Here is a 13497-nt window from a genome sequence, read left to right as displayed (position 1 = left end):
GCATGAAGGCAGGCATCATCGGCGGAACCGGGAAGATGGGCAGGCTTTTTGCCCCGGTCTTTGAGCGGGCCGGCTACGACGTACTCGTCTCGGGCCGCTCGACCGCACTCACGAACGAACAGCTGGCAGGGACCTGCGACCTCGTCGTCGTCTCGGTCCCCATCCGGGATACGGTCCGGGTCATCGGCGAAATTGCGCCGTTCCTGCGGGAGGACCAGCTGCTCTGCGATTTCACCTCGCTCAAGACCGGGCCGGTCGCTGCCATGCTCCGGTCCAAGGCCGCGGTGATCGGGCTCCACCCGATGTTCGGGCCGACAGTCTCGTCGATCCGGGGTCAGACCATCGTGGTGTGCCCGGCCCGCGCGACCGACGCGGTGCGGGACGCCCTGACAGGGATCTTTGTCCGCGAAGGCGCGGTCTGCACGGTCACGACACCGGAGGAGCACGACCGGATGATGGCGGTCGTGCAGGGGCTCACGCACTTTGTCACGATCTGCATGGCCGATTCCATCCGCAGGCTGGGCGTGGACATAAAAAAGACCGAAGCGTTCACGAGCCCTGTCTACCAGATCGAACTCTCGCTCGTGGGCCGGCTCCTCTCGCAGGACCCGGCGCTCTATGCCGATATCCTCGAACTCAACCCGTTTGTGCCTGACGTGCTCGCCGCATGCCGGTCGGCCGCCGGCGAGCTCTCGGACATCGTAAAATCCGGCGATCCCGGGGCATTCGCGGAATTCTTTTCCCGCGACACCCGGCACCTTGGCGCTTACTGCGGGCGGGGGCAGGAACTCACCGATACCCTGATCGAATGCATGGTGAAGAAATGACGGTCATCACGCTCGGCCCCGAAGGGACCTTCTCCCACGAGCTCGCGCTCAGGCTCGGGTGCGACCCGGTCGTCCTTGAACCGACCATCCATTCGATCTTTGCGGGCGTGGCGGCCGGTAACGGCGACGGGATCGTACCTATTGAGAACTCCGAGGCGGGAGGCGTGGGCGAAACCCTCGACGGCCTGACACAGTACCCCCTCTCGATCACCGCGGAGATGTACCTGCCGATCCACCACAATCTCGCCTCGCTCGTGCCGCTCGATTCAATCCGGGTGATCTATGCCCACCCGCAGACCCACGAGCAGTGCAGCGGGTGGATCGAGCAGTGGAAGGTGCCGGTGATCCACACGAGCAGCAACGCGTCGAGCGCCATCGAGGCAAAAAAAACCCCGAACGCCGGGGCGATCCTCTCGGTCTCTGCCGCCGCGATCTACCACATCCCGGTGATCGTCGAACATGTCGAGAACAACCCGGGGAACACGACCCGGTTTGTCCGGATTGCAAAAAACCCAGGCCCGGACTGCCGGGCCGGCAAGTGCAGCATCCTCATCGACCCCGACACCGACCGGGCCGGGCTGCTCTACGACCTGCTCGGCGTTTTTGCACGAAGGCGCATCAACCTCACCCGGATCGAATCAAGGCCGTCAAAGCGCGGCATGGGAAAATACGTCTTCTTCCTCGACTATGCCGTCAGCGGGTGCACGGACGAGGCGCTCCGCGAGCTCGAAGGGATAACCACGATCCGCAGGCTGGGCTGCTACCCGACCATAGGGGTACCGCCATGAACGTTACCCTCCCCCAGCGGCACGGCATCGACCTCACCGTTGCCGCCCCGCCGTCCAAGAGCTTCACTCACCGGGCCCTCATCGCAGGAGCGCTCGCCCGGGGCACGAGCACGATCCTCCACCCGCTCGCATCGGACGACACGAACCTCACGATCACCGCGCTCCGCCGGCTCGGCGTCCCGGTAAAAGCCGATGCCCATAGCGTGACCATCGAAGGCTGTGACGGGGCATTTTCCTGCCCGCCAGGCACGGTGATCGACCTAGACAACTCCGGCACTTCCCTGCGCCTGCTCGCTTCAATAGCGCTCCTCTCCGATCACCCGGTCACCCTCACCGGCAGCGGCCGGATGCAGGAACGGCCCGTCGGGCCGCTTGCCGATGCGCTGGTCGCCCTCGGGGGAAGGATCGTCTTCGGGCAGGAACCGGGTTTTCCTCCCGTTACCATCGGGGGCCGGCTGGAAGGCGGGAATGCCACGATAGACGGGTCGGCGAGCAGCCAGTTCATCTCCTCGATCCTGATGGCAGCCCCCTATGCGAAGCGCGGGGTCACGCTTTCGGTTTCGGGCACTCCCGCGTCGCAGTCCTACCTCGATATCACCGCCGGTGTCATGACCGATTTCGGTGCAGTGATCCGGCGCGAAGGATACCGGCGGTTCGAGGTCAGCAACCAGGATCATTATACCGGCCACACGTATGTGATCGAAGGGGACTACTCGTCGGCATCGTACTTCTTTGCGCTCGCGGCGATCTGCGGGGGCAGGGTGACGGTGACCGGCCTCAACCCGGCGTCAGTACAGGGAGACCGGCTCTTCCCGGATGCACTGCAGAAGATGGGCTGCCGGGTGACCCGCGCCCATGATGGGATAACGGTCACGCACGAAGGCCCTCTCTCCGGGATCACGATCGACATGTCGTCGGCACCCGACACCGTCCAGACGCTCTGCATGGTCGCAGCGATGGCAAAGACCCCCACCGTGATCACCGGCATCGGCCACCTGAAATTCAAGGAGAGCGACCGGCTCGCAGGCACCGTGAGACGCCTCCGGCAGCTTGGCGGGGTCGCAAATACCGGCAGCGACCGGATCGTCATCCAGCCGGCCCCGCTCCATGGCGGCACTATCGACCCGGCAAACGACCACCGGATCGCGATGAGCTTTGCCGTCCTCGGCCTCGGGATCGGCGGGGTTTCGATCACCGGTGCGGAATGCGTAAACAAGTCTTTCCCCGGGTTCTGGGACACGCTCGCGGGAGTGATGGAATGAGGCGGGTTGTGCTTTTCGGCTACCGGGGGACCGGAAAGACCGGGATCGGCACCGTCCTCGCACGGCGGCTTGGCGTATCGTTCCTTGATACGGATTCCCTCATCGAACAACAAAGCGGCCGGACGATCCCCGGCATCTTCCGCGAAGACGGCGAGGAGCGGTTCCGGGAACGGGAACGCGACGCGATCGCAGGGCTCCCCCTCCGCGACTGCGTCATCGGCACCGGGGGTGGCGCCGTGATGGATCCGGTCAACATGGAGCACCTCCGGGCCGGAAGCGTGTGCGTGCTGCTGACCGCAGACATCGCGACGATTGAACGCCGTCTCGCCCGTGCCCCGCGGCCGCCACTCACGTCCCTTTCATCGGCAGACGAGATCAGGGAAATGATCGCACACCGGCGGAGCCAGTATGCCGCTGCTGAAGACTTCTGCGTGGACACGAGCCGGACATCGACAGGAGAGGCCGCGGACCGCATCCTGTCACTCCTCAAAAAGGGCACGGTCCCCGCCCCGAAGCGGGAGGCCGCATACCGGTGGTTTGCGGCCGGCCCTCTCCCGGCTCCCGAACTTGAAGATCTCGCATCCCGGCTTTTCGGCCCCGGCTGCGATGTGCAGACCCGGTTCCTTGGCGTCGCCGGTTACCCGTGCGGCCACAGCAGGAGCCCCCTGCTCTTCAACCGGCTCTTCGACCGGTACCACCTGAACTGCCATTACACCCGGTTCGAGGACCCTTCGATCGAAACGATCCTCCGGGTTGCCCGCGATATCGACGCAAAAGGGCTCTCGGTGACCATCCCCTTCAAACGGGACGTGATGGCGCACCTCGACGAGATCGATGACGCGGCCCGGCAGGTCGGCGCGGCAAACACGGTCGTCTTTGCCTGCGGGTCTGCACGCGGCTACAACACGGACTGGCTGGGCATACGAAAACCCCTGGCCGGTCACGCCGGGGCCCGTGCGGTGCTGCTCGGCGCCGGGGGGGTCGCGGCGGCAGCAGCATACGCGCTCGTGGATCTCGACATGGAGGTCACGATCCTGAACCGGACGCCGGCGAAAGCGCAGGCGCTCGCGGAACAATCCGGCTGTCGGTGGGGCGGATGGGATGAATTTGGCAGGATCGACCCGGACCTTGTCGTGAACGCGACCTCGCTTGGCATGCAGCCGGACAGACGAAGCCCGCTGCGGGACGATCAGCTGAAAAAGGAGATGACCGTATGTGATCTTGTGTATACCCCGCCGGTCACCCCTCTCATTGCAGCCGCACGAAAAGCCGGGTGCGAAACGGTTACCGGGACGGAGATCTTTATCCAGCAGGCACGGGAGCAGTTCCGGCTCTTCTTCGGGATAGACGTGCCCGATACAGTCATACAGGAGATACTGGCATGAACACCTTTGGCAGGAATTTTGCGGTCACGACGTTTGGCGAGAGCCACGGCCCGGCGGTTGGCGCCGTTATCGACGGGTGCCCGGCACAGCTTGAACTATCAGCGGCAGATATCCAGCCGCTGCTCGACCGGCGCCGGCCGGGCACATCCCCCCTCACGTCAGCGCGAAGCGAGGCTGATGCGGTGGAGATCCTCTCGGGCGTGTTCGAGGGAAGAACGACCGGCGCGCCCGTCGCCCTGCTCGTGAGGAACCGGGACGTGCACTCTGAAGATTACGAGGTATTACGGGATATGTTCCGGCCCGGCCACGCGGATTACACGTACCAGGAAAAGTATGGGTGCCGGGATTACCGGGGCGGCGGCCGGAGCTCGGGCAGGGAGACGGTCGGCCGGGTCGCTGCCGGGGCCGTGGCGCTGAAATACCTTGCGGCGAGAGGGATTGCGGTCACCGGCCGGATCGTGTCCGTGCATGGCAAAACCGCACTGCCGGAGATCGAAGCAGAGATCCTCGCGGCGAAGGCGGCCGGAGACTCCGTGGGCGGGATCGCGGAGATCGCGGCGACCGGCTGCCCGGCAGGGCTTGGCGACCCGGTCTTTGGGAAGCTCGACGCAGCGATCGCGGGCGCCATGATGGGAATTGGTGCGGTAAAAGGCGTCGAGATCGGCGACGGGTTTGCGGTCGCCGGGAGGTTCGGGAGCGAGAACAACGACCCGATGACCGCGACCGGATTTACAAGCAACCACGCGGGCGGCATCCTCGGCGGGATCTCCTCAGGGCAGGAGATCGTCGTGCGCATCGCGGTCAAACCCACGCCCTCCATCGCAAAGGTCCAGCAGACAAGGGACATACATGGGAACGCGGTGGAGATCACCGTAGGCGGCCGTCACGATCCCTGCATCGTGCCCCGGATCCTCCCGGTGGCAGAAGCCATGCTCGCACTCGTGCTTGCCGATGCGGCGCTGGAGCAGGAGAAATACCGGTAACTTTTTCTGGTGCTGATAAATTCTCGGGACTTATGATAATTTCTGCTCTGTAGAAAACCTGAATGGGATGAGTAAGAACGCTCTTTTAGGTCTCCGGCTGGCCTTTCGCCCCCGCACGCTTGTGGCATCCCCCCTCTTCGCGATAGCGCTGTATTACCTGTACTTATGTCTGCACCCGACACAGGTAATACAGAGGCATCGCATACGCCCCCGCCCCCATCGGGGGCAGGGCTGGCGTAAGGGGGGGGGCGCATAATTTTTAAAACAGGTTTTCTACAGTACCATAATTTCTCCACTTCATTACGTCGAAAAATTCATATTTTGTTGAATTTTTCCTGCGAAGATCCGTCAGCCTGTCAGACTCCTTTGGGATTCCTTTTATTTCATATGAAAGGAACGACAAAAAATCCAGAGGTTTGAAAGTTCCCTGCCACGCCACTACAATGAAAAAGAGAGATTTTCGTGTAGCTCTCCGATTATATTGGCACGATAATTAGTTCTCTTAACTCCCATGCCATCCTGTCCTGAAAATAATGGAATTGAACAAGAGGTATGATGATGAGATTACGCGCCCGGTAGCGTGGGCGCCGTTTTTTGAACTCTTTGGAGCTGAAGGGTTCTGTAAAGTCTTCGGCACCTAATCCCTTTTAAAATCATTGCCACTCCTGAAGTGAACATTTCCTGCAGGCATCTTCGACGACAAAATTGTCTCAGACCATTATTCCGAATATATTGCATGGTGAGCGAATAACGCACCTGCCAACCGTTTAACAGAACCAAAATAGGGAGAATATTCCCTTTGGAACTCCCTTGCAGCCTATGCGGAATAAAATTGCCCGTGAAGGCCTGGAGGGATGTATGCGGGAATCTCCGCTTCGGCGATCTCCTCCAGGTTTCCGGCGTCCAGCACGAGGAGACGGGTCAATCCCGCGCCCGGTTCTGATACCATACTGAGCACGACACCATCGTCTTCAGCGGCAGCACCGGGGCGCTCGACAAACATGGGTTCCGACGGGTAACAGCCTTCCCGGGACCATGTGTCTGCATTTCCGGTTGTAAGATCGGCTTTCACCAGCTGGTTCACAAATGGATTTTGTTTTTCGTGGAGGAGCCCGGCGCCATAGACATACCTGTACTCGCAAAAGGAATAGCGCATGTTGAACCGTGGGAGGTCGAGGGGACATTCAGTGAGACGGCGTTCACCTGCAGTCCTCCTGGCGAGATCGAGCGTGACCCGGGTTAAGCGGCTGGTTTCCCTTGCATCGAGGCCTTGTTTGCCAAGGCTGTCAAGGTAAAAGGAGCGGTTGATTGAGAAATCGTCAAAACGACAGAGATCGATTACGATAGTCTGATCGTCCGGCTGGAACGCATTTACGGTATGGAAGAAAAAGAATGCCGGACCGGTAATGGTCTGCACCTGCCCGGTCCGCCGGTCGCAGATATGGTAGCGGTTACCCGTTCCCGGCTCCCAGTGAAGGTTTTCTGCAAACGGCCTGTTGTAAAGCCGGGCGAAGATGAGTCCAAGCACATCAAGCTGCAACGGCTGTTCGATCACGATGACATAATTTCTTGTCAGGGCGAGGCTGTGGAAGTAGACCGGGCGGGGGATGTTAATGCTGCAGAGTACTTCGCGCTTCGGACTGCCGTTCTGTAACCGGTATACGTAGACTTTTCCTCTTCGTCCGGGAGGCTCAATCACGTTGAAGATCTCGCCGGTCTCCGGGTCGATCGACGGGTGCGCAGCGCTCAGCATAAACTTCGGGCCGAATCTATCGGCAAAGCCTAACTTCCCCTTGGTCGCGAGCGTTTCCGGGTCGAATTCGACCATGGTCGAAAAATCCGACAGTGCAAACATCCTCGTTCCCGCCCGTAAGATATTAACATTCGTATTGTCAGGAGTCGTTTGCCGGAAGGTGCTGAAAAATTTTGTCAGCACAGAGTCCCTGGGGCCCGGGAGGGTTCCCCACTGCTGCCCCATCACTCTTCCCGCGGCCTGGTCCCTGCAGAAGTCTTCGCTTTCGAGGAACCGGTTCCGGTATGAAACCTCACCACCATCGTGTATTCTGAATCGGTGCAGGAGTGCATAACCATCGAACCAGTGGTTCATGAGGCTGGTACCGGCACAGAACCGGGCCGGACCGTTCCGCAGGAATTCTCCCTTGAGCCATCCGGGGATCTTCCCCCGTATTTGAAGCGGTATCGGCCCGGTTTCCTGCATCACTGACGCAAATAAGCCGCCAGCCCGGGTCAGACTTTCGCGATACGAGACACTGCCGGTTCCTTTGTCCATGAATTATCCTGATTCCCATGAAACTGATAATAGTTTCGATGTTACCCAATTGATGACCGGATATTAGTAAATGAGGTTCGGTTCTGTCAGGTCTTTGGCAGGGTGGCGCTCTTCTCCGGAGTGTTAAAATTCAGAACTGCCGATATCTTGATAGCCTCATCATTTTTATTGTCCTGACTCCAAAATCTGTTTTTTATCAGATGGAATTTACTAACACTCGTTCAGAAATTCAGAAAAAATATTCATAAGAGCAGTTTCCTCAGCGCCACAAACTCTTCGACCGAGTACTGCCCTTCAGCCGTCGGTACACCGGTATGGCAGTACACGAACTCCGAGCCAAAGAGCGGGAGGACCGCCCGTGCATACCGGAACGATGCCCCCATGACCCCGGTGCAGATCGGTTTTTTTGCCGCACGCGTAAATGCGAAGAGATCGATGAGGTCGTCCTCGTTTCCCGGGGTAACGATGATCTTGGGAATATCGCCGTACGACCGGAGTTCCTGCTCGAGCATAAATAAAACGTGCAATGGCATCATCTGCGCAGAATGGTGAGAGGCGATGATCGTTTTTCCCGCCGTTTTTACCGGGCCGGCCTCCCGGGCAAACTGCTGCTCGACATCGACATAATCCACGAGCGGGATGACCGGCGCGATCTTCTCTGCCCACTCTGCCGGGCTCCCGAAGTACCGCCCGCCCTCCTGTGCCGAACGGAGCGTGGCAATGACCGGCAGCGCACATACATTCCTGCACCGGCGCACCAGTTCCACCGGATCGCCTGCCATCAGGTCGAAGCGGAGCTCGATGATATCCGCTCCCTGCGCCTGTGCGGCAGCGGCCTGTGCGGGATCGGTGAGGGAAGCGACGATCTGCATGTACCTGACGGTTTGCCGCCGGGCCACAAAAAGATGCGCCCGGCCGGGGATTTTTTTACCGTTTTTTTAAAGGATACCGGTTTATCCCTTTCCGGGTTGAAACTCTCCGCTGGATATGGAACCTGCGGCAGTCAAGGCAACGCTCCGGCCTGCCTTAGGGGCGCTGGGCTGGTGCGTCACGCTCGCACTGGTCCTGCCACTCGGCGGGGCGTACGCACTCGGTCTCTCCCCTGCCGCTGCCGGAGCGCTCGTTGCGAGCGCATTTGTTATCGAGTACGGCTCAATTCCCATCGGGATCGGCCTTGGCCTTCCCGTGAACTATGTCGTGCCGGCGGCGACAAGCATCGAGGCCGGGATCTTCCTTGGCCTCTTCGGCCTCCTTGACACGATCGGGACGGCGTCGGGGCGTGTGGCCCGTTTCCTCGCATGGACCCATGGCATGGTAACGCGCTCGCGGATATTTGACCGGTACGGGATCTACGGACTCTTCCCCGCCGAGATTATTATCGGCGTGTACCTCTGCGCCCCGGCCTCGTGGCTTTTCGGCTGGCACAAGTGGCGGTCCTTTGCGATCACGATGGCCGGGTACTGCGTCGCCGCGGTGGCCACCACCCTTGCCACCCTCGGGTTCATTCACTATTTCCTCCCCCTGCTCTGAGGCAGCCATGGACACCAGCACACGATCCCCGGAAAAAAAGAAGATCCCCGAGCTGCTCGCACCAGCCGGCTCCATGGAGGCGTTCTTTGCCGCGGTCGCCGCCGGCGCCGATGCAGTCTACCTGAGCGGGAAGCGGTTTGGCGCCCGGAAGTTCGCGCAGAATTTTTCCGAAGAAGAGATTGAAGAAGCGATCACGTATGCCCATGCCCGGGGAGTGCGGGTGTACGTGACGGTCAATACGCTCGTCCACGACAGGGAACTGCCCGGCGTCGCAGAGTACCTTGTCCGGCTGTACGCGATGGGAGTCGATGCCATGCTCGTGCAGGACCCCGGCGTCGCAGCGCTCGCACAAACGATTGTGCCCGGCCTCACGCTCCATGCCTCGACCCAGCTCACCATCCACAACGCGGATGGCGTGCGGTGGGCGCACGCGCAGGGCTTCTCCCGGGTGGTGCTCGCCCGCGAGCTCTCCCTTGGAGAGGTGGAGGCGATCGCACGGGCAACCGCAGATACCGGGGTCGGCCTCGAAGTCTTCGCCCACGGGGCACTCTGCTACAGCTACTCCGGCCAGTGCCTGCTCTCATCCGTGATCGGGGGCCGGAGCGGGAACCGGGGCATGTGCGCCCAGCCGTGCCGGAAGAAATATACCCTTGTCGAGGCTGCAGTGGACCGGTATGGCCGGCCGACCGGCCAGCGCGACGTGCCGTTACCGGACCAGTACCTCCTCTCGCCAAAAGACCTCTGCACGTACCGCGAGATCCCCCGGCTCGCAGACGCTACGGTCGCATCGCTGAAGATCGAGGGCAGGATGAAGTCGCCGGAGTACGTGGCGATTGTCGTCTCCACGTACCGGCGCGCCCTCGATGCGGCTGCCCGGGGCAGCTTTGTTCCGGATGGACCGGCGGTCCGCGACCTCATGCTCGCCTTCAACCGGGGATTTACCCGGGGCTACCTTTTTGGCGACCGCGGCGGGAAGCTCATGGCGAGGGACCGGCCGGACAACCGGGGCGTCTGCATCGGGACCGTCTCCCGGTACGATCGTCCGAAAGGGACCGCGACCGTCCGCCCGGTCGAGCCGGTCACCCTGCACCCCGGGGACGGGCTCCTTTTTTCCCATCCGGATCACCCGTCAGCGGCATGGGGGTACGCACTTAACAGCGAACCTGTCGTAAAGAAGGAAGGGATCGTCCTTGCCGTGCCCCATCCGGTGCAGGAGGGGGCGCGGGTCTTTCTTACGGCGTCCGTGGATCTCGCCGCACGCGCCCGGCAGATCTCCCGGCAGGGAATGCCCGGTCTGCACCACCCGGTCCCGGCCGATATCGTGGCTGCGGTCTCTCCCGACGGGCTCCTCACGCTTGCCGGGACGCTCTATCCCCCCGGAAAAGATCCGGTTGCCGTCAAAAAAGCCGGCGACCTCTGCCTCGTACCGGCCCGCTCCCGCCCGCTTACCCGCGAACAGCTGGCGGCACAGCTCGAAAAGACCGGGGGAACGCCATTTGCCGTGGCGCATCTCACTCTCGACTATGCCGGCGGCCTCTTTAGCCCGGCAAGCGAAATCAACCGGGCACGACGGGAATTTTTTGCGCGGGCCGAAGAGGGACTGGTCGCCGCTTCCCGGCCCGCGTCTGAGGACCTTATGGCGGCACAACAGCGTCTCGCCGGTTTCATCGCACAGTATCCCGCGACGGGACCTTCCCCATCCTCAAAAACCCTGCCGTCTCCCGGCAGGACTATGGGGATCTGCCTGTACGCCGACAGCCTCGAATCCGTGGAGGCCGGTGCCCGTGCCGGGGCACAGACGATCTGCTTTGAACCGTGCGGCTTTCCCGATCCGGATGAGGCGGATCCTGAAGCGGAAACTTCCCGAAGGGTCTCGGAGTGCCAAATTGCGCTCGATACCTGCCGGGCGCACAACGCCCGCCTCGTCTGGAAACTGCCCCGCATCACCCGGCAGGCGGAAATTGAAGCAGTCCGATCGCTCCTGCCCCGCCTTCACGCAGCAGGGCTTGGCATGTGCATGGTGGAAAACCCCGGCACTGCGGTCGCCGTGGTGAGTGCGGCACCGGGTCTTGACCTCGCCGGGTCATGGGGCCTGAACATCTTTAATGCAGAGACCGTCCGCGTGTTAGCCCGCCTGCCTTTCGGCATACTTACGCTCTCCCCGGAATTATCCGCGACCGGGATCGCCGTGCTCGTCCGTGCAGCACGGTTAACGGGACCGCGGCCGGAACTGGCGGTGTTCGTGCAGGGAAACCTCGATGCCATGGTGACCGAAGACTGCCTGCTCTCCGTGTCCGGCCAGTGCCGGAAGGGTACCGGGCCCTGTACCACGGGACGCTGGCACGGGATCCGGGACGAAACCGGGCGGACCTTCCCGGTCATCACCGATGGGGCGTGCCGGACCCGAATCCTCAACGCATCCGAGACCTGCCTTGTCGACGCGGTGCCGGACCTTCTCAGGAACCGTGTGGATATGATCGTGATCGATGCCCGGGGGCGTCCGGCAGCCTACGCGGAGGGGATGGTGCGGATCTACCGCGAAGCAGTCGGGATCGCCACCCGGCACCCCGGCAGCACGGCCCGCGATTATGCTGCTCTCAAAGACCGGATAAAAGCGATGGCACTTGGGGGGATTACCGCCGGCCACTACGCCCGGGGGTTAAAGGATGAATAATCCCGGGAGCGAAAGGTTGAATGGAACCGGGGGCAAACACCTCATGCACGAGGAATGAGATACGATGACGCCGCCCCTGATCCTGGTGAATCTCAAGACGTACAAAGAGGGCATGGGAAACCGTGCCCGCCAGATCGCCACTGCCGCACAGCTGGTTGCACGCGAGAGCGGGGCCGTGATAGGCGTCGCGCCGGGATACATCGACCTCCACCCGCTCTGCCACCACTTTGCCATCCCGGTCTACGCCCAGCATGTCGACGGAGCTGAGCCCGGTGCCCATACCGGCCAGGTCACTGCCGACGTGCTCAAACTGGCCGGGGCAGCGGGGTCGCTTGTCAACCATTCCGAGCGGCGCCTGACCCTTGCGGATATCGAAGCATCGGTACGGGCACTCCAGTCGCACCAGCTCACCGCGGTGGTCTGTTCCAACAACGAGATCACAAGCGCCGGTGCCGCAGCGCTCGGCCCGGAGTACGTAGCCATCGAACCCCCGGAGCTTATCGGGAGCGGGGTCTCGGTCTCGAAGGCAAACCCTGACATTATCCGGCGGTCGGTCGCGGCCGTCCATGCGGTGAACCCGAAGGTAAAAGTCCTCACGGGCGCCGGTATCCAGTGCGGCGAATGCGTGAAAATCGCCGTGGATCTCGGGACGGACGGGGTACTCCTCGCCTCAAGCGTGGTCAAAGCCCCGGATCCGGTCGCCGTGCTCCGGGATCTTGTCTCAAAACTCTAAAAAAAGAAAAACCAGTTTTTCGTGCAGGGCTTATTTGAGGAAGAGGTACCAGATTGCGATAATAATAATAAAAAGTACCACACCGATCCCGATAACCTTTGCACTGCTGATCTCGTTTGACGTTTTTTCATCTGCCATGAACTATACCTCTGGTGTGGCATCAACCACAACATGAAATCCTCTTTTATAATCCCAGATAAACATTTCGGTCTGGCCGGGGCTTTTATTTTGACTGGTTCAGAGGAGGAATGATGACCGGCCAGTGTGGCATCCGAGGGATCAAGTACGGTACATTCAGACGATGAGGGTGATCAGGTCGTGCTTGGTGATCACGCCCCGGACAATCCTTCCTTCGGTCACGAGCACTGCGTGGTTCTGCTGGAGGATATTTACCACGGTCTCGACGTCCATATCCGGGGGGACGGTGGGAAAACCGGGCTCCATGAAGTCTTTTACCATGAACTGGTGCGTGTGGTGGAGGCGCTGCTGCTCGATCGCTTTTACGATCACTGATTCGGAGATGCACCCGACCGGCGCACCGCGCTCTGTCACGGGCAGCTGGGAGATGTTGTTCTTTTCAAAGATCTCGACCGCCTGGGAGATGCTTGCCTGGGGAGATACGGAGAGCACCGGCGTGTGCATAATCTGGCCGGCGGTAATTTTCCGGGGTTCGGCATTGTTGAACACCGCGATGATCTTGTTTAAGGTGCTGACCCGGGGATCGACGCTGCCCGCTTCGATGCGGGCCACCATGGACTGGCTGATCCCTGCCCTCTTTGCGGTCTCGGTCTGCCTGAGCCCCAGCGCTTCGCGGCGGGCTCGGAGCTCTTCGGGGCTGGGTATGTGCATGTGCAATTACTCATAGTGATAGAAAAATATCAACTTTATGCTGGCGGTAAAAAGGGCTTATGGATGTACAAAAACCTGAGTACCGGTCCCGGCCGCGGCCGAACCGGGTGATACATGTACCCAGGACTATGCGCGGTTTGACCCCCGGGCCTCTTCCCGGTCCCGGTCCTGCATAC

The 13497-nt window shown here is 61.2% G+C and carries 11 protein-coding genes; 8 read left to right on the top strand and 3 right to left on the bottom strand.

Annotation, left to right across the window (positions count from 1 at the left end; genetic code table 11):
• Positions 1–2: 2 nt before the first annotated feature.
• The 5 genes from ACLQMU_RS05215 to aroC are packed head-to-tail and all read left to right on the top strand — an operon-like array spanning position 3 to position 5245.
• Positions 3–827 (top strand): prephenate dehydrogenase/arogenate dehydrogenase family protein, encoded by an 825-nt coding sequence (locus ACLQMU_RS05215; protein ID WP_424039548.1) that lies wholly within the window; start codon positions 3–5, stop codon positions 825–827.
• Positions 824–1615 carry a prephenate dehydratase gene (locus ACLQMU_RS05210; protein WP_424039546.1) on the top strand — a complete coding sequence of 264 codons (792 nt, stop codon included), beginning with the start codon at positions 824–826 and terminating at the stop codon, positions 1613–1615. Before ACLQMU_RS05215 ends, ACLQMU_RS05210 begins: the two co-directional genes overlap by 4 nt.
• On the top strand, positions 1612–2877 hold the full coding sequence (aroA, locus tag ACLQMU_RS05205; RefSeq protein ID WP_424039545.1) for a 3-phosphoshikimate 1-carboxyvinyltransferase: 1266 nt from the start codon (positions 1612–1614) through the stop codon (positions 2875–2877). The genes ACLQMU_RS05210 and aroA overlap by 4 nt, the downstream gene beginning before the upstream one ends.
• Positions 2874–4262, top strand: a complete 1389-nt coding sequence (aroE, locus tag ACLQMU_RS05200) for a shikimate dehydrogenase (RefSeq protein ID WP_424039543.1) — start codon at positions 2874–2876, stop codon at positions 4260–4262. The genes aroA and aroE overlap by 4 nt, the downstream gene beginning before the upstream one ends.
• Entirely contained in the window at positions 4259–5245 is a 987-nt protein-coding gene (aroC, locus tag ACLQMU_RS05195; RefSeq protein ID WP_424039541.1) for a chorismate synthase, read from the top strand. The genes aroE and aroC overlap by 4 nt, the downstream gene beginning before the upstream one ends.
• Positions 5246–6062: 817 nt before the next feature.
• On the opposite strand, the gene ACLQMU_RS05190 is transcribed toward aroC, so the two are convergent.
• Together ACLQMU_RS05190 and ACLQMU_RS05185 are read right to left on the bottom strand one after the other, a co-directional pair.
• The gene (locus ACLQMU_RS05190) at positions 6063–7535 is read right to left on the bottom strand and encodes a carotenoid oxygenase family protein (protein ID WP_424039169.1); all 1473 of its coding nucleotides are present in this window, start codon (positions 7533–7535) and stop codon (positions 6063–6065) included.
• A gap of 242 nt (positions 7536–7777) precedes the next feature.
• A complete protein-coding gene (locus ACLQMU_RS05185; protein WP_443673588.1) occupies positions 7778–8407 on the bottom strand; it encodes a type I 3-dehydroquinate dehydratase in 630 nt (209 codons plus the stop codon).
• A gap of 115 nt (positions 8408–8522) precedes the next feature.
• Here ACLQMU_RS05185 and ACLQMU_RS05180 point away from each other — a divergent pair, with 115 nt between their 5' ends.
• The 3 genes from ACLQMU_RS05180 to tpiA all read left to right on the top strand — a co-directional run bounded on the left by ACLQMU_RS05180 (position 8523) and on the right by tpiA (position 12472).
• The gene (locus ACLQMU_RS05180; RefSeq protein WP_424040244.1) at positions 8523–9065 is read left to right on the top strand and encodes a hypothetical protein; all 543 of its coding nucleotides are present in this window, start codon (positions 8523–8525) and stop codon (positions 9063–9065) included.
• Between the two features lie 7 nt (positions 9066–9072).
• A complete protein-coding gene (locus ACLQMU_RS05175) occupies positions 9073–11739 on the top strand; it encodes a DUF3656 domain-containing U32 family peptidase (RefSeq protein WP_424040243.1) in 2667 nt (888 codons plus the stop codon).
• A gap of 64 nt (positions 11740–11803) precedes the next feature.
• Positions 11804–12472 (top strand): triose-phosphate isomerase, encoded by a 669-nt coding sequence (gene tpiA / locus ACLQMU_RS05170; RefSeq protein WP_422149179.1) that lies wholly within the window; start codon positions 11804–11806, stop codon positions 12470–12472.
• 294 nt (positions 12473–12766) lie between these two features.
• Here tpiA and ACLQMU_RS05165 read toward each other — a convergent pair whose 3' ends face one another.
• A complete protein-coding gene (locus ACLQMU_RS05165; RefSeq protein ID WP_422149180.1) occupies positions 12767–13321 on the bottom strand; it encodes a CBS domain-containing protein in 555 nt (184 codons plus the stop codon).
• Positions 13322–13497: the final 176 nt, after the last annotated feature.

Source organism: Methanoregula sp., assembly GCF_052325125.1.
Taxonomy (GTDB): Archaea; Halobacteriota; Methanomicrobia; order Methanomicrobiales; family Methanospirillaceae; genus Methanoregula.
This window is presented reverse-complemented; position numbering and strand designations above follow the sequence as displayed.

Bases quoted from the DNA above. Each gene is read 5' to 3' on its own strand.
- ACLQMU_RS05215 (WP_424039548.1), top strand. From the start codon at position 3: ATGAAGGCAGGCATCATCGGCGGAACCGGGAAGATGGGCAGGCTTTTT.
- ACLQMU_RS05210 (WP_424039546.1), top strand. From the start codon at position 824: ATGACGGTCATCACGCTCGGCCCCGAAGGGACCTTCTCCCACGAGCTC.
- aroA (WP_424039545.1), top strand. From the start codon at position 1,612: ATGAACGTTACCCTCCCCCAGCGGCACGGCATCGACCTCACCGTTGCC.
- aroE (WP_424039543.1), top strand. From the start codon at position 2,874: ATGAGGCGGGTTGTGCTTTTCGGCTACCGGGGGACCGGAAAGACCGGG.
- aroC (WP_424039541.1), top strand. From the start codon at position 4,259: ATGAACACCTTTGGCAGGAATTTTGCGGTCACGACGTTTGGCGAGAGC.
- ACLQMU_RS05190 (WP_424039169.1), bottom strand. From the start codon at position 7,535: ATGGACAAAGGAACCGGCAGTGTCTCGTATCGCGAAAGTCTGACCCGG.
- ACLQMU_RS05185 (WP_443673588.1), bottom strand. From the start codon at position 8,407: ATGCAGATCGTCGCTTCCCTCACCGATCCCGCACAGGCCGCTGCCGCA.
- ACLQMU_RS05180 (WP_424040244.1), top strand. From the start codon at position 8,523: ATGGAACCTGCGGCAGTCAAGGCAACGCTCCGGCCTGCCTTAGGGGCG.
- ACLQMU_RS05175 (WP_424040243.1), top strand. From the start codon at position 9,073: ATGGACACCAGCACACGATCCCCGGAAAAAAAGAAGATCCCCGAGCTG.
- tpiA (WP_422149179.1), top strand. From the start codon at position 11,804: ATGACGCCGCCCCTGATCCTGGTGAATCTCAAGACGTACAAAGAGGGC.
- ACLQMU_RS05165 (WP_422149180.1), bottom strand. From the start codon at position 13,321: ATGCACATACCCAGCCCCGAAGAGCTCCGAGCCCGCCGCGAAGCGCTG.